This window comes from Acinetobacter sp. ANC_7635, assembly GCF_056779945.1.
The window spans coordinates 44,395-69,341 of the sequence record NZ_JBWYIS010000001.1; the positions used below are offsets into that span (position 1 = coordinate 44,395).

General features: G+C 38.7%; 25 protein-coding genes and 4 tRNA genes. 13 read left to right on the forward strand and 16 right to left on the reverse strand.

Annotation, left to right across the window (positions count from 1 at the left end; genetic code table 11):
• Positions 1-321: 321 nt before the first annotated feature.
• Positions 322-816, forward strand: a complete 495-nt coding sequence (gene greB / locus AC1M89_RS00200) for a transcription elongation factor GreB (RefSeq protein ID WP_180028138.1) — start codon at positions 322-324, stop codon at positions 814-816.
• A 90-nt stretch (positions 817-906) separates the two neighbouring features.
• A tRNA-Ser gene (locus AC1M89_RS00205) sits at positions 907-996 on the forward strand.
• Between the two features lie 141 nt (positions 997-1,137).
• Here AC1M89_RS00205 and AC1M89_RS00210 read toward each other — a convergent pair.
• A complete protein-coding gene (locus AC1M89_RS00210; protein WP_481613680.1) occupies positions 1,138-1,836 on the reverse strand; it encodes a pirin family protein in 699 nt (232 codons plus the stop codon).
• Between the two features lie 148 nt (positions 1,837-1,984).
• A complete protein-coding gene (locus AC1M89_RS00215) occupies positions 1,985-3,214 on the reverse strand; it encodes a L,D-transpeptidase family protein (RefSeq protein WP_481608275.1) in 1,230 nt (409 codons plus the stop codon).
• Between the two features lie 205 nt (positions 3,215-3,419).
• Between AC1M89_RS00215 and hemE the strand changes: the two genes are divergently transcribed.
• The 4 genes from hemE to AC1M89_RS00235 all read left to right on the forward strand — a co-directional run bounded on the left by hemE (position 3,420) and on the right by AC1M89_RS00235 (position 7,869).
• Positions 3,420-4,493 carry a uroporphyrinogen decarboxylase gene (hemE, locus tag AC1M89_RS00220; protein ID WP_481613681.1) on the forward strand — a complete coding sequence of 358 codons (1,074 nt, stop codon included), beginning with the start codon at positions 3,420-3,422 and terminating at the stop codon, positions 4,491-4,493.
• 17 nt (positions 4,494-4,510) lie between these two features.
• On the forward strand, positions 4,511-5,311 hold the full coding sequence (locus AC1M89_RS00225) for a DUF817 family protein (RefSeq protein ID WP_180028684.1): 801 nt from the start codon (positions 4,511-4,513) through the stop codon (positions 5,309-5,311).
• A gap of 150 nt (positions 5,312-5,461) precedes the next feature.
• On the forward strand, positions 5,462-5,932 hold the full coding sequence (locus AC1M89_RS00230; protein WP_035266978.1) for a DUF3015 family protein: 471 nt from the start codon (positions 5,462-5,464) through the stop codon (positions 5,930-5,932).
• A 59-nt stretch (positions 5,933-5,991) separates the two neighbouring features.
• Complete coding sequence (locus AC1M89_RS00235) at positions 5,992-7,869, forward strand: Lnb N-terminal periplasmic domain-containing protein (protein ID WP_481613682.1); 1,878 nt, start codon at positions 5,992-5,994, stop codon at positions 7,867-7,869.
• A 45-nt stretch (positions 7,870-7,914) separates the two neighbouring features.
• On the opposite strand, the gene AC1M89_RS00240 is transcribed toward AC1M89_RS00235, so the two are convergent.
• From AC1M89_RS00240 to AC1M89_RS00265, 6 genes are all read right to left on the reverse strand, one after another.
• Positions 7,915-8,274: a cupin domain-containing protein gene (locus AC1M89_RS00240; RefSeq protein ID WP_481586572.1), complete on the reverse strand. Its 360-nt coding sequence runs from the start codon at positions 8,272-8,274 to the stop codon at positions 7,915-7,917.
• Positions 8,275-8,346: 72 nt separating this feature from the next.
• Positions 8,347-8,895, reverse strand: a complete 549-nt coding sequence (folE, locus tag AC1M89_RS00245) for a GTP cyclohydrolase I FolE (RefSeq protein WP_171076769.1) — start codon at positions 8,893-8,895, stop codon at positions 8,347-8,349.
• Between the two features lie 94 nt (positions 8,896-8,989).
• Positions 8,990-9,673, reverse strand: coding sequence for a Smr/MutS family protein (locus AC1M89_RS00250; protein WP_481596743.1), 684 nt, complete (start codon positions 9,671-9,673; stop codon positions 8,990-8,992).
• A gap of 284 nt (positions 9,674-9,957) precedes the next feature.
• Positions 9,958-10,764 (reverse strand): indole-3-glycerol phosphate synthase TrpC, encoded by an 807-nt coding sequence (gene trpC / locus AC1M89_RS00255; RefSeq protein WP_481586573.1) that lies wholly within the window; start codon positions 10,762-10,764, stop codon positions 9,958-9,960.
• 18 nt (positions 10,765-10,782) lie between these two features.
• Positions 10,783-11,829 carry an anthranilate phosphoribosyltransferase gene (gene trpD, locus AC1M89_RS00260; protein ID WP_035266991.1) on the reverse strand — a complete coding sequence of 349 codons (1,047 nt, stop codon included), beginning with the start codon at positions 11,827-11,829 and terminating at the stop codon, positions 10,783-10,785.
• A 9-nt stretch (positions 11,830-11,838) separates the two neighbouring features.
• Entirely contained in the window at positions 11,839-12,423 is a 585-nt protein-coding gene (locus AC1M89_RS00265) for an anthranilate synthase component II (protein ID WP_092765952.1), read from the reverse strand.
• 952 nt (positions 12,424-13,375) lie between these two features.
• On the opposite strand from AC1M89_RS00265, the gene glnA reads away from it, so the two are divergent.
• Together glnA and AC1M89_RS00275 are read left to right on the forward strand one after the other, a co-directional pair.
• Positions 13,376-14,791 (forward strand): type I glutamate--ammonia ligase, encoded by a 1,416-nt coding sequence (glnA, locus tag AC1M89_RS00270; protein WP_171076768.1) that lies wholly within the window; start codon positions 13,376-13,378, stop codon positions 14,789-14,791.
• 96 nt (positions 14,792-14,887) lie between these two features.
• Positions 14,888-15,166 (forward strand): hypothetical protein, encoded by a 279-nt coding sequence (locus tag AC1M89_RS00275; protein WP_481595635.1) that lies wholly within the window; start codon positions 14,888-14,890, stop codon positions 15,164-15,166.
• A gap of 30 nt (positions 15,167-15,196) precedes the next feature.
• On the opposite strand, the gene AC1M89_RS00280 is transcribed toward AC1M89_RS00275, so the two are convergent.
• Complete coding sequence (locus AC1M89_RS00280; RefSeq protein ID WP_481613683.1) at positions 15,197-16,111, reverse strand: polysaccharide deacetylase family protein; 915 nt, start codon at positions 16,109-16,111, stop codon at positions 15,197-15,199.
• Between the two features lie 159 nt (positions 16,112-16,270).
• Between AC1M89_RS00280 and AC1M89_RS00285 the strand changes: the two genes are divergently transcribed.
• The 4 genes from AC1M89_RS00285 (at position 16,271) to AC1M89_RS00300 (ending at position 19,326) form a co-directional block, all read left to right on the forward strand.
• The gene (locus AC1M89_RS00285) at positions 16,271-16,762 is read left to right on the forward strand and encodes a chorismate--pyruvate lyase family protein (protein ID WP_481608279.1); all 492 of its coding nucleotides are present in this window, start codon (positions 16,271-16,273) and stop codon (positions 16,760-16,762) included.
• A gap of 10 nt (positions 16,763-16,772) precedes the next feature.
• A complete protein-coding gene (ubiA, locus tag AC1M89_RS00290; protein WP_481608280.1) occupies positions 16,773-17,651 on the forward strand; it encodes a 4-hydroxybenzoate octaprenyltransferase in 879 nt (292 codons plus the stop codon).
• A gap of 108 nt (positions 17,652-17,759) precedes the next feature.
• Positions 17,760-18,983: an alpha/beta hydrolase family protein gene (locus AC1M89_RS00295; RefSeq protein WP_481613684.1), complete on the forward strand. Its 1,224-nt coding sequence runs from the start codon at positions 17,760-17,762 to the stop codon at positions 18,981-18,983.
• A gap of 112 nt (positions 18,984-19,095) precedes the next feature.
• Positions 19,096-19,326, forward strand: coding sequence for a hypothetical protein (locus tag AC1M89_RS00300; RefSeq protein ID WP_481608281.1), 231 nt, complete (start codon positions 19,096-19,098; stop codon positions 19,324-19,326).
• On the opposite strand, the gene AC1M89_RS00305 is transcribed toward AC1M89_RS00300, so the two are convergent.
• The 6 genes from AC1M89_RS00305 to AC1M89_RS00330 form a co-directional block, all read right to left on the reverse strand.
• Positions 19,323-19,802, reverse strand: a complete 480-nt coding sequence (locus tag AC1M89_RS00305; protein WP_481613685.1) for a DUF2726 domain-containing protein — start codon at positions 19,800-19,802, stop codon at positions 19,323-19,325. The two genes, AC1M89_RS00300 and AC1M89_RS00305, sit on opposite strands and share 4 nt — an antisense overlap.
• A 41-nt stretch (positions 19,803-19,843) precedes the next feature.
• Positions 19,844-19,919, reverse strand: a tRNA-Asn gene (locus tag AC1M89_RS00310).
• Positions 19,920-20,424: 505 nt separating this feature from the next.
• Positions 20,425-20,500, reverse strand: a tRNA-Asn gene (locus AC1M89_RS00315).
• 6 nt (positions 20,501-20,506) lie between these two features.
• Positions 20,507-20,582 (reverse strand) — tRNA-Asn (locus AC1M89_RS00320).
• Positions 20,583-20,735: 153 nt separating this feature from the next.
• Complete coding sequence (locus AC1M89_RS00325) at positions 20,736-21,362, reverse strand: superoxide dismutase (protein ID WP_092765960.1); 627 nt, start codon at positions 21,360-21,362, stop codon at positions 20,736-20,738.
• Between the two features lie 161 nt (positions 21,363-21,523).
• The gene (locus tag AC1M89_RS00330) at positions 21,524-22,282 is read right to left on the reverse strand and encodes a Nif3-like dinuclear metal center hexameric protein (protein WP_481588532.1); all 759 of its coding nucleotides are present in this window, start codon (positions 22,280-22,282) and stop codon (positions 21,524-21,526) included.
• 170 nt (positions 22,283-22,452) lie between these two features.
• Here AC1M89_RS00330 and AC1M89_RS00335 point away from each other — a divergent pair, with 170 nt between their 5' ends.
• Positions 22,453-23,640: a trypsin-like peptidase domain-containing protein gene (locus AC1M89_RS00335; RefSeq protein ID WP_481613686.1), complete on the forward strand. Its 1,188-nt coding sequence runs from the start codon at positions 22,453-22,455 to the stop codon at positions 23,638-23,640.
• Positions 23,641-23,875: 235 nt separating this feature from the next.
• Here AC1M89_RS00335 and AC1M89_RS00340 read toward each other — a convergent pair whose 3' ends face one another.
• A complete protein-coding gene (locus tag AC1M89_RS00340) occupies positions 23,876-24,880 on the reverse strand; it encodes a Tim44 domain-containing protein (protein ID WP_481596768.1) in 1,005 nt (334 codons plus the stop codon).
• Positions 24,881-24,947: the final 67 nt, after the last annotated feature.

Genomic DNA, 24,947 nt, shown 5'->3' on the forward strand with positions numbered 1-24,947 from the left:
GTACCGCCTTAAACTTTTATTTAAAGTTGATAAATTCAATTAGGGTGGGCGTCATGAACGTCATTCAAAATGACATGTGTGGGTGGATAAAATATTGAAGAAAAGATCTTCGTACAAAAAGTAATCAAGATAAAACATGGGCGCATATTAATGGTCAATTTTACTCATGTCAAATTTTGTACAAAAAAAAATAAAAAACATGGTTTTAAGATATTGATAAATAAAAAGAAAAAACTTTATAAAATTTTTCCATGTAGAAATGCGGTATAAAATGTTGCAATGTGTCGCTATAACGTAAGCAAAATACTCATTTTATCGCCTATGAAATCGAATTTAATTACCCGAAGTGGGCATGACAAATTGGTCGCAGAACTACAATACTTATGGCATGAGGAACGACCTGAAATCACCAAAAAAGTGAATTGGGCTGCCAGTTTAGGTGATCGTTCTGAAAACGCAGATTATCAATACAATAAACAAATTTTACGAAAAATAGACCGTCGTGTTCGTTACCTCGGTAAACGACTTGAAGAGTTGCGGATTATCGATTTTTCTCCTGAACAAGAGGGCAAAGTATATTTTGGCGCTTGGGTAGACATCGAGAACGAGGAAGGCCAACTAAAGACGATTCGGATTGTCGGTGTAGATGAAATTTATGATCATCATCCTCAACATATTTCAATAGATTCACCTATGGCACGTGCAATGTTAGGTAAGCAAGTAGATGATGAATTTGAGGTACATACACCCTTGGGAAAAAAAACATGGTTTATTAATTCAATTCGCTATGAAAAGCTCGAAAATTCATCAAAATAGTAATTTCTGATTTAAAAATAGGCAGGCGAGCAAAATTTCTTAGAAAAGTGTTTGCCAATTTTAAAAAATATTTATATGATAGCCGCCATTGGAAGCGTGGCAGAGCGGTTTAATGCACCGGTCTTGAAAACCGACGAGGGTGTGAGTCCTCCGTGAGTTCGAATCTCACCGCTTCCGCCAAATTTTTAAAAAGCCACTAATCATTAGTGGCTTTTTTTATTTTCTTCATATTCGTGCGATATTAAGACTGATATTTACTGTTTGATTTAATTTTTTGAGCATGGCATAAAAAACCACCCTAAGGTGGTTTCTCTACAGCGTTTAAGCCACTTTTTCTGGAAGATCGAACCAAATCACACGAGCATCTTCTGATGCTTCAATCTGCGCTGGATCAATAAAAGCAATAGCATCTCCAGCATTCACAGTGTGTTCAGCGACTTGAATTGAACCACTAATCACATGTAGATAGCTGACATGTTGTGTTGTAACAACTTCAAGTGAATGACCTTTCTCCAAAACAGCTGTTTTAACCTCCGCATTTTGGCGAATATGCATGGGTGCTTGTTCTGTCGGTCCACAAATCAGATGCCATTTGTTCGGTTGTTCAGCAGGATCGAGTTGAATTTGTTGGTAATTCGGCTCTGCATCGCGCTGATTTGGAATAATCCAGATTTGCAGTAAATGAACTGTTTCATCACCTTGGTTTATTTCACTGTGTTGAATGCCTGTACCTGCACTCATCAGTTGCCATTCACCAGCTTTGATATCACCGTGGTTACCCATACTATCTTTATGTGTAATCGCTCCCTGCAATACACAGGTGAGAATTTCCATATTGTCGTGTGGATGTGTACCGAAGCCTTGATGACCAGCTATGAGGTCATCATTAATGACACGGAGAGCACTGATGCCCATGTGGTTAGGGTCATACCAGCTCCCAAATGAGAAGCTGTGTTTGGATTCTAACCAACCCATTTTTACATGACCACGTGATTCACTGCGATGTAAATAAGCATTCATGATGATGCTCCTTTCATTATTCTTAAAGATGATGTTATTTTAATAGTTTAAAATGAATAAGATAGTAGGTTAGGACAACGTATCGTTCTAATTTTGAAACATAAAAAGGATAAAAAAGCCTGCTTGAAGCAGGCTTTTTAAAATTAGATTATTCTAAGAATTTTACTGTAACGCCAGAACGAACTTTGTTACCCAGATCATTCGCATCCCAGTTGGTTAAGCGGATACAACCGTGTGAAGCTGTCTTAGAAATACTTGATGGGTTAGGTGTGCCGTGAATACCGAACGATTTTTTGCTTAAACCGATCCAGATATTACCTACAGGACCATTAGGACCAGGTGGTAATGAAAGTGGCTTCAAATTTTTACCTTGTACAAAGTTACTTGGTGAATAGCTATACCAAGGGTTTTTCGCTACACCAGTAATTTTGTATGTTCCAGTCGGCGAAGGAGTGTCAGCACTACCGATGGTTGCTGGGAATGAGCCAACCATTTGGTTCTGTTGGTTAAACAAATAAAGTTGTTTAGCGCCTTTATGTGCCACGATTAAATGAATATTTTCTGGAAGTTCATTGCGAATGTTGGTCACAATAAGCTTTTCACCCGCTTTCTTAAATGTCGCTTTAGGATTTAGTTTCTTGAGAAACTCTTCATCCATATGGAATTTTTCAGCCAGCATTTCACTTACACGAGTGTAATAAAGACCTTTCATTTTCGCTTGTAAAGCATAGTCATGAGGAATTGAGGCTGCATAAGGACCTTTTAGGTCTGCTTCGGTAATAATATATTCAACATAAGCAGGTTTACCAGCTTGGCGTGCAACTAGAGCATCCCAAGTTTCTTTCGTCAAAACACCTGTAGCCTTTAAACCATTCATTTGCTGGAATGAAGCAATTGCTTTAAGTGTATTTTTTCCACTTGTACCGTCAATAGCACCTGGTGAAGCATGTGAATTATTTAACATTACATGTGCACGGGCATATACAGGGAATTGACCTTTGCCAATATTTTCATACCATTCAGCATTATTCAGACTGTCTAGCGTCCATGAATTTGCTGTAGCAGGTGCTGATGTAGATGGAGCTGAATTTGTCACTGCTGAAGATGCAGGTGCACTGCCAATGTCCGCAGTGCTATCCTCAGTTCTTTCTAGGTTTTGAAGCGTATCTGCAGCTTGATTTAGATCATTTTGCTCTTGCTGGCTAATTTGGGCTTCAGAGCTAGATTCTACCGCGAGAGGATCAATTGGATCTTGAATAGTATCTAAACTCGTTTTTGTAATTGGAGAAAGCGGTTGTTCAGCAGTACCAGAAGCAGCCAATGCAGTTCCAGACATAATACAACTTAAACTCAAAGCAAGAATTGAGCGAACGAACATGTAATTCAACCTTAAGAATTATTCATATTGATTTATAAAAACACGGATAAAGTATTGCAGAAAAAACACGGATATGCAGTATTTGTTTTGTTTAAATCAAATAAATTCCGATAGTCTCAATCTTTATTTTCATTCTAACTAAATACTTTAAAGTGCAGCTTTTTGGTATGATGAATGGAATTTCAATTTTGCATCGAGAAAGTAAATGACGACCTTAAAAAATGATCGTTTTCTGCGTGCCTTATTACGTGAACCTGTGGACTGCACGCCAGTTTGGATGATGCGTCAGGCTGGTCGATATTTACCTGAATATCGTGCGACACGCGCAACTGCGGGTGATTTTCTTTCTTTATGCAAAAATAATGACTTTGCTTGTGAAGTGACTTTACAGCCGCTTCGTCGCTATGACTTAGATGCAGCCATCCTATTTTCAGATATTTTGACTGTTCCTGATGCTTTGGGCTTAGGACTATATTTTGAAGCTGGGGAAGGACCAAAATTTAAGAAAACAGTCCGTACTGAGCAGGATGTAGCCCAATTACCAAAAATTGATGCTAAATCGGACTTAGACTATGTCATGAATGCAGTGTCGACAATCCGATCAGCATTAGGTGGCCAGGTACCGCTAATCGGGTTTTCTGGGAGTCCATGGACACTCGCGACGTATATGATCGAGGGTGGGTCGAGTAAAGATTTCCGTTACACCAAGCAAATGATGTATGCACAACCTGAAGTTTTACATGCCTTGTTAGATCATTTGGCTGATTCAGTCATAGATTATTTGAACGCACAGATTGAAGCAGGTGTGCAGGCGATTCAAATTTTTGACAGTTGGGGTGGTGCACTTGCACATCGAGAATATCAAGAATTTTCCCTCAATTATATGCACAAAATCGTGAAGGGTTTAAAGCGTGAAAATGAAGGCCGCAAAGTACCAGTAATTTTATTTACCAAAGGTGGTGGTCAATGGTTAGAACCTATGATCGCAACTGGCGCAGATGCGTTTGGACTAGATTGGACAACCCCTTTAAATGTTGCACGTCAAACTGTTGCTGGTCGCGCTGCCCTACAAGGTAATTTAGACCCTGCAACATTATATGGCTCTCCTGCGAGTATCGAAAAGTCAGTAAAATTAATGCTCGATGATGCATATGCTGCTGGTGAAAAAACGGGTTATGTTGCAAACCTTGGACACGGTATCACCCAATGGGTAGATCCTGCGAATCCTAAAGTTTTCATTGATACGGTACATGAGTACAGCGCAAAATATTTAGGCTAAACATTTAGGATGAATGTGTGAGCTTTTTAAAATCATTATTTGAGTTTCATTATAAGGCAGCATCCGCTGCCTTATTTGGTATTTTATTACTGCTAGCCTTTGCTTTGACGGCTTCGATAGGGCATCAAGAATATTATGGATTGTACCGATACGACTACCTCTTGATTTATGCAGTGGTTATTCAGGTCTGTTTACTGCTTTTAAAGTTAGAGTCTTGGGCTGAAGCCAAAGTTATTGCAATATTTCATATGTTGGCAATGGTCATGGAGATTTTCCTGACACATCCACAGATTGCATCATGGCAATATCCGCAACCTGCGGTATTTAAGATTATGACCGTACCACTTTTTGCGGGATTTATGTATTCTGCCGTAGGCAGTTTTTTTGCTCGTTCACTCAGGCTCTATCGCGTAGAAATTGAGAACTTACCTAGTTTTTTCAATATGATGAGTTTAGCGATCTTGTCCTATTTAAACTTTATGACGAAGTTCTTTATCCCAGATATACGATACTTATTGTTTGCATGGAGCGTGTTGATATTTTGGAAAACTAAAATAACGTTCAAGCTTAAATATCATGAGATGACCTTGCCAATGCTTCCTGTGCTTTTGTTGTTGGCATTTATTATTTGGATTGCTGAAAATATCAGTACTTTTTATCAAATTTGGTTGTATCCAACGCAAGTGGAACAGTGGCATATGGTGGGATGGGGGAAACTTGGTTCTTGGTATCTCCTACTAATGCTGAGTTTAGTATTGGTGTTAAAAATCTTAGGTGAACGGAATTCACAGGGTTTGTGGCGATTGAAGGGCGAATAAGTTAATTCATCAAAAAAACTCAATACTTGATGGCATTGGTAAGATTTGTTTTGCGTTCTTGGCTTGATATCGCTATGTTAAAGAAGTTCGTAAAAGAACAAAATTGGAACAATAAAGAACACTTGAGCACATCAAGTTTGGAGTGATGTTATGTATAAAAAATTAGCTTTAGCTGCGGTATTGGCAGTAGGATCAACAGCTGCATTTGCTGACCGTGATGTTGGTTGTGGTATCGGTTCACAAGTTTGGGCAGGTCAGTCTGGTAAAGTTGCAAAAATCTTAGCAGGTACGACCAACGGTTTATTTGCTAACCAATTATTCGGTATTACTTTCGGGACGTTAGGCTGTAGTGGTACAGGTACAGTAACAGCACAAGCAGTAACATTTACAAATGAAAATGCCGAAGCTCTTGCACGTGATATGGCGGTAGGTGAGGGGGAAAGTCTTAACGTCCTTGCAGAGCTTCTGAATATTAAATCTGAAGATAAAGCACGTTTCTTTGCAGTATCAAAAGAAAATTTCTCTGAAATTTATTCAGCGGACAATCAAGATGCATTCCAAGTCCTTGCATCTCTTCAAACTGTTATGTCTCAAGACGAAGTATTAAAAGCTTACGTTTAATTGCGAAAACCCTGTCTTATGGCAGGGTTTTTTTGTTTCATCATTATTAAGTTCATTTTATGAAATTTGCTTTTTTTTCTGCCTTGATTGTCAGTAGCTTTCTGACACATGCATATACTTCTCCAGTTGAACAATATATTGCACAAGCACAACACCATCAGCTTGATAAAAATAAAACTTGGCAAAGATTAATGTATGCACATCAAGCGAAGAGTGAAGTCAGCTATTCAGGATTTTTTTTTAGTGCAAATGGTGCAGATAATTTACAAGATGAGCTGAATGCAAATATTCGTGAATTATTTATAGATCGAGGACAAGATCAATCCATTATATGTCGTTTCCCAGCTCGCTCTGCATGGTTAATAGAACAACTGAAAATAAAACAAGAGGAGCTTCCTAAAGCAGATTGTCCTGCTCTAGAGGAATGGATTGGACAGATTAAACCGTATCAAGCAACATTGATTTATGCGACAGATTTCATGGGAAATCCAAGTTCGATGTTTGGTCATACCTTGCTACGTCTTGATCCTAAAGATCAAAAAGAGCTTAATCTTATTTCTTATGCAGTCAACTACGCTGCGACGGTCGAAAATAGTGATAGTTTTTCTTTTGCTTGGAAAGGCTTAACGGGTCAATATCCAGGTGAATATTCGTTAATGCCCTACTATCGAAAAGTAAAAGAGTATGGTGATTTCGAAAGCCGTGATTTGTGGGAATACGAATTAGCATTAAACCCAGAAGAAACCACACGTTTAGTACAACATATCTGGGAGTTAAAGCATGTCCAATTTCCCTATTATTTTATAAGTGATAATTGTGCCTACCGCTTATTGGGACTCATTGATTTGGTAAAACCCGATGCCAATCTACAAGCACAGTTTAGTCATATTGCAATTCCAGTCGAAACCATCAAAGCGGTGCAGCAGCAAGGCCTCATTAGAGATACTGTTTATCGCCCAGCACTTGAAACGCAGTTACTTCATCAAGCAAAACAACATGGTAATGACTTAGCACATTCGGCACATCAATTAACGCTGGTGCAACCAGCACAAATGCGTGAATTTTTAGCTCAATTTACGGCCAAGGATCAGGCGCGTATTCTTGAGATGGCATATGATCATTTGTATCTACAGCTCATTTCTCAAAAAATCGAAGCGAGTATTGCGCAACCTAAAATACGACAAATTTTGAGTTTAAGAAGCCAACTCCCTGTTGAAAAACAACGCACTGAAGTGGCAAGACCACGAATTGACCCTGTGGATGGGCATCATGCTCGAAAAACATCGATTGAATTTGGACGAGTGCAAGACGATACGTTTGTGCAGATCAACCATCGACAAGCCTATCACGATTTATCTGATCTTCAGGGGGGATACCGACTTGGAACGCAGTTGAAATTTCTTGAGGGGAGTCTTGAGTTTCGGAATGATCAACTCAAGTTGGCTGATTTGGATCTTTTAGAAGTGAATTCTTATAATCCAATTACGCCTTTTAAGACGCCGTTGAGTTGGGGATTTGGATTCGGTTGGAAACAACTCTCAATTGATGATTCTGGAAATTTCAGTGATAGCGAGCAACATGGTGTTTTGAATCTATCAACACAGTTTGGATATAGTTGGGCAGATGCAGATCGTGAACACCTGTGTTATGCGCAGATGCAGAATCATATTCAAGCTGGAAAAACTTTAGAAAAGGGCTGGAGATTGGGGCTAGGGCCAACTGTAGGTTGTCAAAACTTATGGTCAGATCGAGTGAATAGCTTAGTGCAAATTGAAATCCCTTTTTGGGAAGATCAGCAGGCTTGGCAGCTCGGACTACGATCCTCAGTTCAGTATGCACTTAACTCGCAAAGTGCTATCTCTATTCACTGGAATTATCAATTACAAGAACAGCATGATTGGCATCAAACTAGTTTAGGATTTACACGCTATTGGTAAATACACAGTACTAGGAAGTACTGTGTTGAAAGGAGAAGCTTGTTTTTAAACGATTACATTCACATAGTACTTTTTCACTTTCTCAACGACTTCAAATGTTCCAATGAATCCTGGTGGTATTACACCTGCTTGACCTGCAGAAACTTCGATAAAGTGATTTTTACTTTGAATGTGGATGCGAACTTTTCCTTCTATAATTTGAAAGAATTCTTGTTTATTGTCGGCAAATTGAATATTCCAAGCACCAACTTCACATTCCCAAATCCCACATTCCATATGCTCGTGTTCATAAAGACTGTAGGTGTGACGTTCGGGATTGCCTTGGACGAGACGATCAGGACGCGGGAAGTCGACTGATTTTTCTGCGTGTTGTTGACCTTGACCTGCAACATGAAGAGATGTCATATATTCACCTTAAGAAATTGAGCCTTGGAATACGGTCTAAAAAAAACCTCAACAGGGTTGAGGTTTTATGAATTAATAACTTTCTGGAACAGCGCTCAGAAACTCGCGACGTTCATCTTTGTTAGTTTTAAAGTCCCCAACAAATGATACTGTACGAGTAGTTGACTCTTGTTTGCCTACACCACGCATCATCATACACATATGTGCTGAATCAATGACAACAGCTACGCCTCTAGCACCAGTCACTTGAGCCACAGCTTCAGCAATCTGTTGAGTTAGATTTTCTTGAATCTGTAGACGACGGGCAAACATTTCAGTAATACGTGCAAATTTAGATAAACCTAAAACTTGACCTTCTGGTAAGTAGGCAATATGCACACGTCCATAGAACGGCAGTAAATGATGTTCACAAAGCGAATAGAATTCGATGTTCTTGACCAAAACCATTTCACGGTTGTCTGAAGGGAAGACCGCATTGTTGGTCACTTCTTCAAGCGTTTGGCTATAACCTGACGTCAAATACGAAAAAGCTTTAGCAGCACGCATTGGTGTATCTTTAAGACCAGGACGAGTAAGATCTTCGCCAACGGCAGTTAAAATGTTGGCGTAGGATTGCTGCATAGACATAAGACGTGTTCACTTACACAGATGTTGAACAAGGACGGCATTGTATCAGAAAACGATTACAATGCCGTATATTCAGAAAAAATTCCGATTATTGAGTAAATTTTGGATTCTTTTCTGCACGTTTAAGCAGAACTAAGACCGCGCCAGTGCCACCTTGTTTTTCAGGCGCACTGACAAAAGCCAAAACATCACGATGTTGTCTGAGCCAACTATTAACATAGGTTTTTAAAACAGCTTCAGGGCCTTTACCATGAACAATTTTAATGACGTTTTGATTTTGCTCTTTCGCCATCTGAATAATTTGCAATACAGCTGAACGTGCTTCTTCTACGGTACAGCCATGCAAATCAACTGCTTCAAACCAACGTAAATTTCCAGCTTTCAGATCTTCAAATACTTTATGTTGTAAGGTCGCAATTCGATAACTGAGACTAGCCTGACTGCCAACTGGATTGAGCATGGCTTGAGTATCAGACATCACAGTTTCATCAGTATGCATTGGACCTTCAGCAGCAGCACGTTTTGCTAAGGTTTGAGCATCCAATTTCTTTTTGGCTGGTTTCTCAATTTTTGCAATATTGCCATGATCAATTTTTTGAACACCTTGCATTTGCTGACGAAAGAGTTCTAAATCTTCCTCATGCTCTTGTTCAACCGTCTTTTCAATAGGTTTAGGAGCTTCAACACGAGGAGCAGGATTACTGATTTGTTTCTTAAACTGTTTCAGTAAATTAAATTGATCTTTTGATAAAGAAGAATCATGTTTACTCATAACGTGCTTGTGACTTTAAAGTGGAAGATGAATGAATGTGATTATAATCCGAAAATCCCTCAACTTTGTAGTGAGAAGTATTTAAGTTGATTTTAAGGTGTTGGATAAATTGGAGATAACTTAAGGGATAAAGCAAAAAAAAGAGATTGATTATTAATCTAATTTATTTTGAATTTGTTCTAGCTATTGTTGTTGGCATTAATGGAGGCAAGAATGGATTCGGAAATCCATTCTTATGAGATTGAATTATTTTTAGTCGAACAATTTACCGCAGAATATTAGAGTCAAATATTCTGAGGTTCGCCAAACAATGCGGTAAAGGCATGATCAGGACGAGGCTGTTTCATAAAACTTTCACCCACAAGGAAAGTGTGAATGTCATTTTCTTGCATCATGGTGACATCCGCTGAGGTTGCAATGCCGCTTTCCGTTACTAATAAACGAGATGGTGCAAGTTGTTTTTTTAGACGAATTGATGTGTTCAAATCAACATCGAAAGTTTTTAAATTACGATTATTAACGCCTAATAAACAACGATCTGATAATTTGAGAGCACGTTCTAGTTCATATTCATCATGCACTTCAACCAGTACATCTAAATGATGTTCAAATGCAGTTTTCGACATTTCCTCAAGTTGTTGATCTGAAAGACATGCAACAATGAGAAGGATACAGTCTGCATGCAATGCACGAGCTTCAATCACACCATAAGGATCGATTAAGAAATCTTTTCTTAGTGCAGGCAAATCACAGTGAGAGCGAGCAATATGAATGTTCTCATCGGCACCTTGGAAGAAATCAATATCTGTAAGTACTGATAAACAAGCTGCACCCGCTGATTGATACTGTTCAGCTATTTCAGCAGGATTGAAGTTTTCTCGAATAATGCCTTTAGAAGGAGATGCTTTTTTGATTTCAGCAATGACAGCAGGACGTTTGTGTTGTAGTGCTTGAGCAAAACCGCGAACAGGGCTAGCGGCTTGAGCGAGTTCTTCGACGTCCTTATAACTACGTTGTTTTAATCGTGCAGCAAACTCTTCTTGTTTACGGTCAACAATTTTGCCAAGAATAGTATTCGCGATATCTAACATAAGAATGTCCTGACTTAATTAAGCTTCATAATGTTTTATTGTTTTTGTGAATTCAGAAAGCACATCCATCTTTTCAAGTGCCTGACCACCATAAATGATGTCATGTGCTAATGCCACACCTTGTTTATAACTCGAAGTTAAACCTGAGACATAAATACCAGCACCAGCATTCAATGCAATCATACTGGCCGCTTTTTCACCTTTCGGTGATTTTTTCTTACCTAGTGCATCTTTGATCAGTGCCAAACTTTCAGCAGAGCTATCAACAGATAAATGCGTCAATGTTTGAGATTCAATCTCTACATCCTCAGGGAGGATTTCCCACTCAGTAATTTCACCATTTTTTAACTCAGCGACATAGGTGGATGAAGCAAGACTGATTTCATCTAGTCCATCTTTAGAGTGAACAACCATGACGTGCTCAGCACCAAGTTGCTTAAGAACTTCAGCAATAGGTCGACATAATTCTGTTGAGAACACGCCAATTACAAAGCGCTTTACACCAGCCGGATTCGTAAGCGGGCCAAGTAAGTTGAAAATGCTTCTGAAGCCCAATTCTTTACGAGGACCTGCTGCATACTTCATTGCTTTATGATGGTTTGGAGCAAAGAGAAAACCCACACCCAAATCGCGGATACAGCGTTCAGTCTGTGCCATATTTAGGTCGAGATTAATACCAGCTTGTTCTAATAGATCTGACGAGCCTGATTTTGATGACACACCTCGGCCACCGTGTTTGGCAATCGTTGCACCTGCAGCTGCAATCACAAAACTTGATGCAGTTGATACATTAAACAGGTTTTGTCCATCACCACCCGTGCCAACGATATCGACTAAGTATGGAAGATCACTGACATCAATCTTGATCGCATATTCACGCATCACACGTGCAGCAGCAGTAATTTCGTCAATACTTTCGCCTTTTAAACGCAAACCCATCATCAATGCACCGATTTGTGCATCAGTCGCTTCACCATCCATAATGGTGCGCATAACAGCTTCCATTTGAGGCTGTGTTAATTCAATATTTTTCGTAATGTTGTTTAATGCTTGTTGAATATTCATGTCTTGCTCTTACGCATAAATTTCTAAGAAGTTTTGGAAAATTTTGTGGCCATGTTGGCTGAGTATCGATTCTGGATGGAACTGAACACCTTCAACGGGAAGGGTTTTATGTTTCACACCCATAATTTCCTCCATAGAACCATCTTCTTCATTAGTCCAACACGTCACCTCTAAACATTCAGGTAAAGTCGCTTGATCAATGACTAAAGAATGATAGCGAGTCGCTGAGAATGGAGAGGGTAGATTGCTAAAGATCCCTTGATCAGAGTGGTACATGTCAGATAAACGCCCGTGCATGACTTTTTTTGCACGAACAATATCTCCACCAAATGCTTGCCCGATACTTTGGTGACCTAAGCACACCCCAAGCAGTGGAATCTTGCCTGAAAAGTGTTGAATCGCTGGGATTGAAATACCTGCCTCAGAGGGAGAGCAGGGACCAGGTCCAATGACGAGATATTTTGGTTGCCATCGCTCAATATCCTCCAAAGTCACGGCATCATTACGGACCACTTTTACTTCCTGATTTAACTCGCCAAAATATTGGACGATGTTGTAGGTAAAAGAGTCATAGTTGTCGATCATCAGAAGCATTTTAAGCTTAACCTCTTGAAATTTATAATTTAACTTAATTTAGCTTTGTTATTCACATTGATAAGATGCATCACAGGGTGTTGACTGCATCCTTGTCTAGTAACTCAAAGCGATTAAGTGGCAGTTATCATAGCAGATTCTTTTATCAGCGCAGGTTAAATTTTGGGGTTCAAAACATCAGCAATATTGATCACTTAAATCAAATTAATGTGTGAATGAATGGTTCTAGGTGAATAGCGCTAATAAATGAAATATTGATCTGAATCTAAAAGCTCATACGTGTTATTCATAAGTTTTTTTAATCATTGTGTTTGATGAGTGAGATTTGTGTTAAAAACAAACAAACAAAATGCACTCAGTAAATTTATAATTTATAAGATTTAGTCTCGCGGTCGTTCACTTTTACATCATTTATCTAAGATATTTAATTTTACTGAACTAATATGATGCACAAAATTTAGATTTATCATGGCTCGATGTGTATTAATAAAGTTATGATTGAGTTGGATTATTTGTCTTCCAAATAAAAATAAAATATTAAAATTTTTTATTTAATGATATATAAAACAATGTGTTAAACGCATGTGTCTGAAAATTTGATCCATTTTTCTAATTTATAAAAATTTATAAAATATACCGTTTGGTAAATTAGGTAATTAAATCCCTGAATAAACTTGACTTTAAGTTTAATAATTAAACGATCATGCTCTGAGATGCACCATTTTGATACAGGTTGTAAATAAATATTTTTTATTGCGATGAACTGTGCCTGAATATGGTGCATTTAGTTTTAAGCACAGTATAATAGTCGCAAAGCAAAGTGAATAAAGCTGTTAATCTGATAAGGATTTCAAGATTTTAGCTTTGCTTTTAAAAGTTGGTACGGTAATTGCTTTAAAACTACCAACTACTAACACGCACTAAATGTGCAACAAAAAATCATCGGAGCAAAATGAGCATGGCGAACAAGGTCCTACAACTCATCCAAGAAAGTGGCGCAAAATGGGTAGACTTCCGTTTTACGGACACTAAGGGTAAAGAACAACATGTTACTTACCCAGCAGATACTATCGATGAAGATACTTTTGAAGATGGTAAAATGTTCGACGGTTCTTCAATTGCTGGTTGGAAAGGTATCGAAGCGTCTGACATGATCTTACGTCCAGATGCTGAAACAGGTTTTATCGACCCGTTTTTTGCAGAGCCAACTGTAGTGGTGACTTGTGATGTTATTGAGCCATCTACTGGTCAAGGTTATGACCGTGACCCACGTTCAATTGCTCGCCGTGCAGAAGAATATTTAAAATCTACTGGTATTGGTGATACTGCTTTCTTTGGTCCAGAACCAGAATTCTTCGTATTTGACGAAGTTAAATGGGACATCGATATGTCTGGTGCTCGCCATACATTAATCGCTGAAGAAGCTGCTTGGTCTACAGGTAATTCTTACGAATCAGGTAACTCAGGCCACCGTCCACGCGTTAAAGGTGGTTACTTCCCAGTGCCTCCAGTTGATTCTCACCACGATATGCGTGCAGAAATGTGTGCGAAAATTGAAGACATCATGGGGCCAGGTCGTGTAGAAGTACATCACCATGAAGTTGCATCTTGCCAATTAGAAATTGGTGTGAGCTTCAACACAATGGTTCGTAAAGCTGATGAAGTACAACAGTTTAAATATGCTGTTTGGAACGTTGCTCATCAATATGCTAAAACTGCAACGTTTATGCCTAAACCAATGGTTGGTGATAACGGTTCTGGTATGCACGTTCATATGTCAATTTCTAAAGACGGCAAGAACTTGTTTGCTGGTGATGAATATGCAGGCCTTTCAGAAATGGCATTGTATTTCATTGGCGGTATCATCAAGCACGCACGCTCATTAAATGCGATTACTAACCCTTCTACAAACTCGTATAAGCGTTTAGTGCCACATTATGAAGCGCCAATTATGCTTGCTTACTCAGCGCGTAACCGTTCAGCTTCTATCCGTATTCCATACGTTTCTAGCCCGAAAGGTAAACGTATTGAAGCACGTTTCCCAGATCCAATGATGAACCCGTACTTAGGTTTTGCTGCATTGTTAATGGCGGGTATCGACGGTATTCAAAACAAGATTCATCCAGGTGAAGCTTCAGACAAGAATTTGTATGATCTACCTCCTGAAGAAGAAGCAAAAATTCCTACAGTTGCACACAGCTTGGATATGGCTTTAGAAGCTCTTCAAGCGGATCACGATTACCTTCTTAAAGGTGGCGTATTCACTAAAGAAATGCTTGATGCTTACATTGAGCTTAAAACTGAAGAAGTTCGTCGTCTTAATACGACAACTCACCCAGTTGAATTTGATATGTACTACAGCCTGTAATTCGTTCACGAATTTCGCTGTAAAAAACCCGCGCAATGCGCGGGTTTTTTTGTGTTTTGAGTTAAAATAAATGTAGTCAAATATGAGAAATATTTCATGGCAAAGCCACGTAAAAAGCACACGGGATTTTTTCCTTGGAATGATCCAAGTGACCACGAAAAAGGATTTAAGCTCAATTTTTCTGAAGTGACCTATTTGGAAGTTGGCAGAACCATGGAAGGCTATAAACAGGCACAATTTCTTGAACTGAGAAATCCTGATTTGGCTTTACAATTTGATTATCCAAATGAATTTTATATCAGTGCCGAAGGTTTTATTTTAGTAAAAACAGCACAAGGTAAATTTGAAGTGATTGCAAAATCAGACAATGCTTGAATGTGTTAGTCTGCGCCTAAAAAATAAGATTTATTCCTTGTGATCATCCAAGTCATATTTGAGTAAGTTTTCACGCTCATAAGGTGCATCCTCAGCAGGATATCTTAAACTTTCAATATTTTGGCTTTTGGCGATAGACCATATAACACTCTCCCCAGCGGGGATATTAGGGCTGAAATTCTGATATAGCGGATCAACATAAGCATCTGTTGCATTGATTATTGTCCACCCTTTGCTTTCTAAGGCTAAAATAATCTCGCCTAGAAACTGTCCATTAATCGCATTCGTGTGGAGTAACAATACATGCTGAGGAGAGCGTTGAAGGGTTTGCAATGCGAGTGAATCATAATATTCAGCTCGATCAAGAAGATGATCAATATAAGCACGCTTCAATCTTTTAATGTGTGACGTTTTTCCTGCTTTTGGATACGCTAGATATTTTTGATTATAAAACCAGTCACTTGCATCAATACTGACACCACCATGCTGGTAATGATTTTGTTTTAACCAGTTTTGGACTTGATCTCTTTTCGCAATATTATTACCTTCTTTTAGATAGGGATATCTAAAAATTTTCCTAAAGTTTTGTAAATCATGAAAAACCAATTCATTAATTTTAATGCTTTTGATGTAGTCTTTCGCCAAAACTTCAGGTTTATTTAAATTTTCGTGAAAAGCACTGTGATTGCCAACAATGTGTCCGTGTTTATCCCATTGACGTATTAAGTCTTTACCCGCATTGTCACCGATTTTGATGTAATTTGGGAAAATGATAGATTGAATATTTTTGTTTTTTAAATGCGCTAGTATTTGTTGATTAATGTGTGGAGCAGTAGGATCAATAGTTGCATTTAATCCATCATCAAAACTCAGTGCTAATTGACGAGCATGAGCTTGGGAAAGAAATAACAGTGATATAAATAAGTACAAGCTAAATTTAAGCATGTTTAATGAAGTTGTTTACGAATGAATGTTTATAGCATTTTTTTTGGGGGTGCAGTATGAAATGTGTGAGTGTGATGCCTTAAACTAAACCATAGGTTTGGTGCATTAGTTCTAAAGCTTGGGTACACTTGAGAGTATAAAATAATGGTAGTCTGAAATATGCTTGAAAACCGTCAATTTAATCATCAGGAAAAATTAATGTGTCCTGAGTTAAAAAAATGGTTGTACGCCTCAGGCTCACTTACCCAACAACTGACAGATTTAGCTGATGGAACATTCAAAGTTCAACGAATCCAAGAACGATTTCAACGTTTAAATTTTCATGATGCCAGCTGGATGGGTGTATCACATCAGCATACTTCTTGGGTTAGAGAGACTCATTTATTTGGTTCTGAGTGTGAACCGTGGGTAAAAGCGAAATCTATTTTCCCAATTACCAGCCTTCAAAAAAAAGCACGTCTCTTTCAACATATTGGAAATCAGCCTATAGGTCGATTCCTGTTCCAACGCACAGAACCGCAATGCCAACGTCGCGTGATCTTACTTGAGGATGGATGGACCAGACAGAGCTGTTATACTTGGCATGGCTGTAAATTTATTGTCCAAGAAACATTTTTACCAGCATTTGAACGTTTTATAAAAACTCATTGAGCTAGACTTTATGGCAACCGCACAAGCAATCACCTGGCGCGAGCGTTTAAGCGCTTATTACTATTTATGTCGTTTCGATAAGCCAATTGGTACTGAGTTAGTCCTGTGGCCCACCTTATGGGCGCTGTGGATTGCAGCTGGTGGAATACCTGATGTAGTGACACTGCTTGCCATCGTATGTGGCACTATATTTATGCGTGCAGCGGGATGTGCCATTAATGATTTTGCTGATCGTAAAGTGGATGCACACGTAGAAAGAACTAAAAATCGTCCATTAGCCACAGGTGTGATTTCGGCAAAAGAAGCAGTTTGGGTGTTTATCGCACTGGTTGCTGCAAGTGCTTGTACATTGTTCTTCCTGCCTATTGAAACTTTTTATTGTGCTTTAATTGGGCTGGTACTTGCTTTCATCTATCCATTTATGAAGCGCTATACGCATTTACCTCAAGTGGTACTGGGGATGGCATTCTCATGGGGTATACCGATGTCATTTACTGCAATGGGTAAGCCTTTGGATTGGACGTGTTGGCTACTTTATTTCGGTAATTTGGCTTGGACTGTGGCTTATGATACTCAATATGCAATTACGGATCGCGAATATGATTTAAAGATTGGGGTTAAGTCGACGGCTATTTTGTTTGGAAAAAATGATATTAAAATTATCAGTTTATTGCAGGCGATGAGTGTTATTTTAATTGGTACTGCACTATGGCTTGAACACATACTTGTCCCTTTTGGATTAATCGCATTAGTGCTCGTGGTAGGTGATTTCATCTATCAATGGACCAAAACACGTGATAAAGATCCGCAATGGTGCTTCTGGGCATTTAGACATAACCGATGGGTAGGGGTGATGATCTTTATGGGGATTTTTATTGCATTAATTTAATCTTAACATTAAATAAAAATAAACTAATTAAGCATCCTAGTCGGATGCTTTTTTTTATGTTTAATTAAAAGTACTCATGGAGAGTGATAATAATGAATGGAAAGAATTATGAAGAGTACAATTAAAAAAACGGTTATCGCAATGTGCTGTACGGCAGCATTACTCTTAACGGCTTGTAATAGTGATGATGATAAAAATATTTTTCAAGAAAAAGTATTTGTTGCTGAGAAAGCTTATCAAAAAGATAGTCTAGAGCAAGCTTCCAAAATCCAAATTATGACTTATTTAATGCCGAATGTTCTGGGTCAGAAAACTAAGGCTACAGCAATCGTCATGTTTCCTAAGACTGCTCAGCCAGCAGCAGGATGGCCAGTAGTGGTATGGGCACATGGAACAACTGGTGTTGGAGACGAATGTGCACCAAGCAATAATGTACTCAATTCGAATTTTGAAATTTTAGCGAACAATCTTCTTAAAGAAGGTTATGTCATTGTAGCCCCTGATTATGAAGGTTTGGGGGTTAAAGGGATTCATCCTTATCTTCATCTATCTAGTGCTGCACAATCTGCGATTCATGCAATAAAGTCAGTTCACCAAGCATATCCATCACGATTAAATAAATCTTGGATGTCTGTCGGCCAATCCCAAGGTGGTCATGCATCATTAGGAATTGCACAATATGCCAATAATGATCCGTATTACAAAGGGGCTGTAGCGACTGCTCCAGCATCCAGTTTGGGTTACATTATTACCCAAGTCGCACCAAATGCCATTTCAGCGATAGAAAGTCAAAATAGAGATTTGGCAATCGCTATTTATTCAGAGCTATTAGCTTATGCTGCTTATACAGGTGTAGGGATTAAAGCATATGAACCTAGATTTTCATTAGCAACGATATTCCAATCTAGGTCTCAAGCTGTGGCAGAGAAAGCTGAGGGGTCGACTGGTGAAAATGGCCTATGCTTGATGCCATTAATTGATGAGTTTAGAAAAGACATTAAGACTTATTTGGAATCAAATTCAACACAAAAAGTAATGGACTATCCTGGGTTAAAGGTTGGCTTTGAAAATGATCCAGTGGTGAGTAGTTTTTTAAGTAATAATCAGCCTGGAACTCAAAAACTCATGAAACCGGTTTATGTGGTTCAAGGTGAAAATGACACCGCTGTCCCATATCAAGTAACACAACAATTAGTAAATCAGTTAAATGGATTGGGGACTCAACCTCCAATTGTATTAGATATTGTGGCAGGAGCATCGCATACACAAGCGATTGTTGAGAAAAATGATGAGGTTGTTGATTTTATTAAATCGTATTTACCGGTGCGCTAAACGTGACTATGTCAGCTAGGGTGTTGCATCCTAGTTGACACTTAAAGCTAAAGTTTTTTCTATGACTTTATTCTGTTATATTGCCTCGGACTCAATAACACAGGTTTTGTTGATGACTTCATCAAAAAAGAAATTCACCACTAAATTTATTTTATTGGCAAGTCTTGGTCCCCTTATCCCGTTGCTTATCATTGCGATCGCTTTTTTTGCAGTAAAGAGTGATGCAAAGAACAAAGCAGAGTACGATCGGTTACGTGCAGAACAAGCCGCGCGAATTGAAGCTAGAGAAAAACAAGAGCAGCTTGAGCAGAATGCTTCGTCTGTAGCAAAGCCTTTAAACTAATTATTTTTAGCAAGAATATCTTTTTTGAGGCTTTGAACACTTGGGATATCGTTATAGCGAAATACTCGATATCCTGCTTCATAAAACATTTGATCGCGTTCAGCATCTTCTTGTTCCTTACCAAGATGACTTGGATCATCGAGTTCGATAATGGCAATAACTTTAAGCTGATCATCCAGTAAGACAAAGTCAGTCACTTTTCGATTAAATTTAGCTCGAATCTTTAGACTGGGGTTTGTGATTAAAGCGCTAAAAGCGACTTGAGCAAGCACATGGTATTGCGGAAAACTCTCTTTTAATCTAAAAAACATTTTACTTTCAAATGCGGTAATAATGCGTTTGGGGTAAAAGCGTTGTGGCTTTTTAAATAATTGTTGAAAGATAATGGTGAGCAGGGCAAGGGTTGCAATAACACCAATAATTAAGAAAGTAATTTGACTGGATTGAAACACAGGAATTCGTAAATAAAAGTACATATAAGAAAAAACCCACTCGATTGAGTGGGTTTTTAGAATCTTGGCTCTCCAACCTGGGCTCGAACCAGGGACCTGCGGATTAACAGTCCGTCGCTCTACCGACTGAGCTATTGGAGAATCTGGTACGCATTCTATGAGTCAAATGAAGAGAGGTCAAGCCTTAACATTGAAAAATATTAGAAATATGAATCAACTGATTTAAATTTAATCTAAGTGAAACGATCTATAGCTTTTTTAATAAATGGACATACTCTGCTTTGCTTTTCAGTGGATTCGCTTTACGGCATAAACTCATAAGTTCCATAATGGTTTGTTGTGATGATTCCACATTTACCTCGTTTTGAATTTTTTTAATCAGGAGTATGTGTTCAGAGGATAATTCTGAAGTGCAGTGATACAAACGTTCATACATAAGTGTAGGGGCTATTTTATTATGTTCAGATTTTTGAGTGCATTGAAATATAAAGATGAGACTGCCAACAAGTAGAGACCAGAAAATCAGTGATTTAAGCCAAGGTGTATTCATTTTTAGACTTTTTTAGAAAATTAGAATAATTCTATAGCAAATCAGAAATTTAGGGATAAAAAAACCCAAGTCATTATGCTTGGGTTTTTAGAATCTTGGCTCTCCCACCTGGGCTCGAACCAGGGACCTGCGGATTAACAGTCCGTCGCTCTACCGACTGAGCTATGGGAGATTAGATTGGCTCTCCAACCTGGGCTCGAACCAGGGACCTGCGGATTAACAGTCCGTCGCTCTACCGACTGAGCTATTGGAGAATCTGATGCGCATTTTAGGGTTGAAATTACTAGTCGTCAACCAATTATTGTAAAGAAATGAATAGTTTGATTTATTAATACTCAAATTGATGTAAATAACAAAAAAACCATCCTAAAAGGATGGTTTTTTAAACGTAATAAGACGGTTAAATCTTATTTTTCTACGCCAGCTTCTTGACCAGCATATTTCGCGTTAGCGTAATCCCAGTTCACTAAGCTTTCTAAGAAAGTAGAAATATACTTAGGACGAGCGTTACGGAAGTCGATGTAGTAAGCATGTTCCCAAACATCGATCGTTAATACAGCTACTTTACCATGAGCAAGTGGAGTATCAGCATTTGAAGTTTTCATGATAGAAAGTTTACCATTTACTTCATCAGCAACTAACCAAGCCCAACCTGAACCGAATTGAGTTGTAGCAGCAGCAGCAAATTCTTCAGCAAATTTTTCGTAAGAACCGAAAGCTTCGTCAATTTTAGCAGCTAAAGCACCAGTCGCTTTACCACCACCGTTTTTAGCCATACAGTTCCAGTAGAATGTGTGGTTCCAAACTTGTGCTGCGTTGTTGAAGATACCCGCTTTAGAAGCATCACCAGCAGAAGCTTTGATGATTTCTTCAAGCGTTTTACCTTCAAGATCAGTACCTGCAATTAGGTTGTTTAAATTAACAACATAAGTATTGTGGTGTTTGTCGTGGTGGTATTCTAAAGTTTCTTTGCTGATGTGTGGAGCAAGATCTTCGTAACCGTACGGAAGAGCTGGTAAAGTAATCGTTGTCATGTTTTAAGTTCCTTGCATTGTGCTGGGTTTTACATCGAAGTGCACTTATTGTAATAGATTCTCACCATATTTTGCGCATTACTTATAAATAAGAATACAGAATAAAGCGTGAATTAATACGTATAAGCTCACTCCAATTTAAAACGCGTGGTTAAATCAATTTAAATAGGATTATTGAGTTCAACGTAATGATATTCAAGACCAAATTGTTCACAAATTGCTTGACCTAGTCGTTGAACACCATAACGTTCAGTCGCATGATGTCCACATGCGTAATAATGCACATCTAATTCTAAAGCTTGATAAAAGGTACGCTCACTAACTTCACCTGAAATATAAGCATCGCAATTTTGTTCGGCAGCTTTAGTGATAAAGTCTTGAGCACCGCCAGTACAAAATCCAACTTTTTGAATACTTGGTTTATCAGCCATCAAATGAATCGCATCATAATTAAGTTGTTGTGACACAAAAGCTTTGAACTCATCTGGTGTCATTGCATTTTTTAAATAGCCGATATTTCCAATGGGATGACGTTCACTCGGATCAAGTGCTTCAATTTGATCAAGATGAAGTAAATCTGCTATCGCAGCATTATTTCCCAAGCTAGGGTGGCTATCGAGAGGTAAATGATAAGCTAATAGTGAAATATCATGTTGAATGAGTGATTTAATTCGCTTGCCACGCATTCCTGTAATCGGAGATGGCTCACCTTTCCAAAAATAGCCATGGTGAACCAATAAAACATCAGCTTGCAGCTCGATTGCAGCATCAATGGCTGATTGAGAAGCCGATACAGCACAAACAATTCGCTTTACTTCTGTTTTACCTTCGATTTGCAGACCATTGGGAGCGTAATCTTTAAATTCATTGGCCTTTAGGGTCTGATCACACCATTGGATAATGTCGTTTAGCTTTGCCATAATGTTCTTAAGTCTGTGAAAATATAAAGATCAAAGCATATTTTTAATCTTAACTAAAGCCGAACAAAACTATTTTCACAATTTTAGGTATATAAATTTTTTTTGATTACAATATGCATTCATAAAATACTTTTGTCATCAATAAATTAAAATTCTCAGAGGATATTAAAGTGCGCCGGTCCTTTACATGGTTACCATGGGTGTTACTCATTATTGTCATTATTAGTTTTGTCACATGGCAAAAAATAAATCAACCAAAGCCTCAAATAGCAGCTGATGGATATAAAATGCCAGCTGAAAAAGTAGAACCTTTGGTGGACACGACACGTTCTGGGGGAGTAGTGTCATACAATGCTGCGGTAAAGGTCGCAGCACCTGCAGTCGTTAATATTTTTACAACACAAACTGTAAAAAAAGTGGATCATCCGATTTTAAATGATCCTGTTTTTAGAGAATTTTTTGGTGGTCAATTACCTGAACGTTTTGGACAAGAACCAAATGAAAATAGTTTGGGTTCGGGGGTGATTGTTCGACCTGATGGTTATATTCTGACTAATAATCATGTGATTGCACAGGCTGACCAGATTGTTGTGGCTTTGTATGATGGTCGTCGTGCAGAAGCCAAAGTAATTGGAACAGATCCTGATACGGATTTAGCAGTCATTAAAATAGAAATGGACAAACTGCCAGTGCTTCCTTTCAAACTGAGTGGAAATGAAGTTGGAGATGTTGTACTCGCAATTGGTAATCCATTTGGCGTGGGACAAACAGTTACGCAAGGGATCATATCTGCGACAGAACGTTCGGGATTGGGTATAAATTTCTATGAAGATTTTATTCAAACCGATGCTGCTATTAATCCAGGTAATTCTGGGGGAGCACTCATTGATGTTGCAGGTAATTTGATTGGGATTAATACTGCAATTTTCTCGCAATCGGGTGGTTCTTTAGGAATTGGTTTTGCTATTCCTGCTAAAGTCTGCCAGCAAGTTCTGAATTCAATATTAAAAGAAGGCAGAGTAATTCGAGGGTGGCTAGGTATTGGTTTGGCGAATCCGACGCAACCCGATGTATTACAACCTCGTGAGAAGGGTGTAATTGTGAGCAGCGTCTATGAGTCTGGTCCTGCAGATAAAGCTAAGATTAAAGTCGGTGATCGGATCATGAAAGTAAATGATCAGGAGATCAATAATCCATCACAATTGATTAATTATGTTGCAATGCAATCACCGAATACCTCTGCAAAAATTGAGATTTTACGTGAAGGTAAGAGCATCAATACTGAAGTGGTTATTGGTGAACGACCAGCTGAAACCAGCGATCGTAATAGCCAGTATATTCCATTACCTCGTCGTTAAATTAAAAAGCCCCAGGAATATGGGGCTTTTTTATAATTCTTAGATTCTATATTGTTTCATACCTTTGAATGAATCTGAATAAATCTGCTATTTAATAATTAAATACGGTCATGCATTCCTAAGTGACGGTGAGATAGGGTTTTAACACATGCAAAATTGAATCCACTCAACAAGGATTAAACAGTGTGCGAAACAAAAAAAAGCCAGTGGTTCACTGGCTTTTTTGAGAATAAAATTAGCTTTCCTGTTGAATACCCGCAACCAACCAATCTTGACTAGAACCTGCTGGTTTAACGAAATGCCAAACTTCAGCAAACGGTTGTGGAAGGCTATTTAAGTCTTCACTTACCGTACCCGTGAAACGAACGCTGACAACGTATTGACCATTTTCAGTCGCAGAATCAACAACCATAGCATTCAGATTTGAAAACTCAGCTACGTCTTGATCTTGGTTACCCATAATATCGTTATACATCGATTGATAAAGATCAGGCGTCAAATAACGTTGAATCTCAGCAATATTACTTGCCGTATTCATTGATTGAATATGGTTGAAGCGTTGGCGTGCAATGCGTAAGAAAGCAGCTGGTTCAGTTCCGTCAGGTAGCTGACTTCCACTAGACATTGTTGCTGCACCAAAAGGAGCTTGTGGTGCTTGACCAAATGGCGCTTGAGATGCAGCTGTGCCACCGCCCACAGATTGACCAAAAATATTGGTATTGTCATTAGACACTGAAGGGCGAGGTGCAGCAGTTTGACCAAACGGTGCAGATTGTGGACCTGAACTGTTTGGTGCATAAGGGTTGTTAGCCGCTAATTTTTTTTTTGCTCCGAATTTACGGAAGATGAAGAACGCAGCAGCAGCAATAATCAACAACCATACCCAACTTGGGATACCACCATCTTCCTCAGGTTGTGCAGCAACTTCTGCTTGACTTGCTGGAACAGTATCATCATCTGCTAAAGCATTTGCTGCGACTGCACCAATTGCAGCACCAGCAACACCAGCAGCGACCATACCACCCACACCAGGACCAGACTTTTGAGGCGCAGTCGCTGGAGCAGCAGGTTGTTGGGCAGGAGTAGCTTGACGTGGTTGCTGATATGATTGGGTTGGAGCAGCAGAACGGCTCATACCATGGCTTTTACCACCACCAGCACGTTTTGCTTCTGCAAAAGGCGCTACCATGAGTGTCGCCATTAAAATACCCGCAACTAAACTACGCTGTCGAACTTCCATCTAAAATTCCTATTTTAAAAAGTTAATTTCACACTGTATTTATGCAGTCTTTTGGCTTAAATTTCAA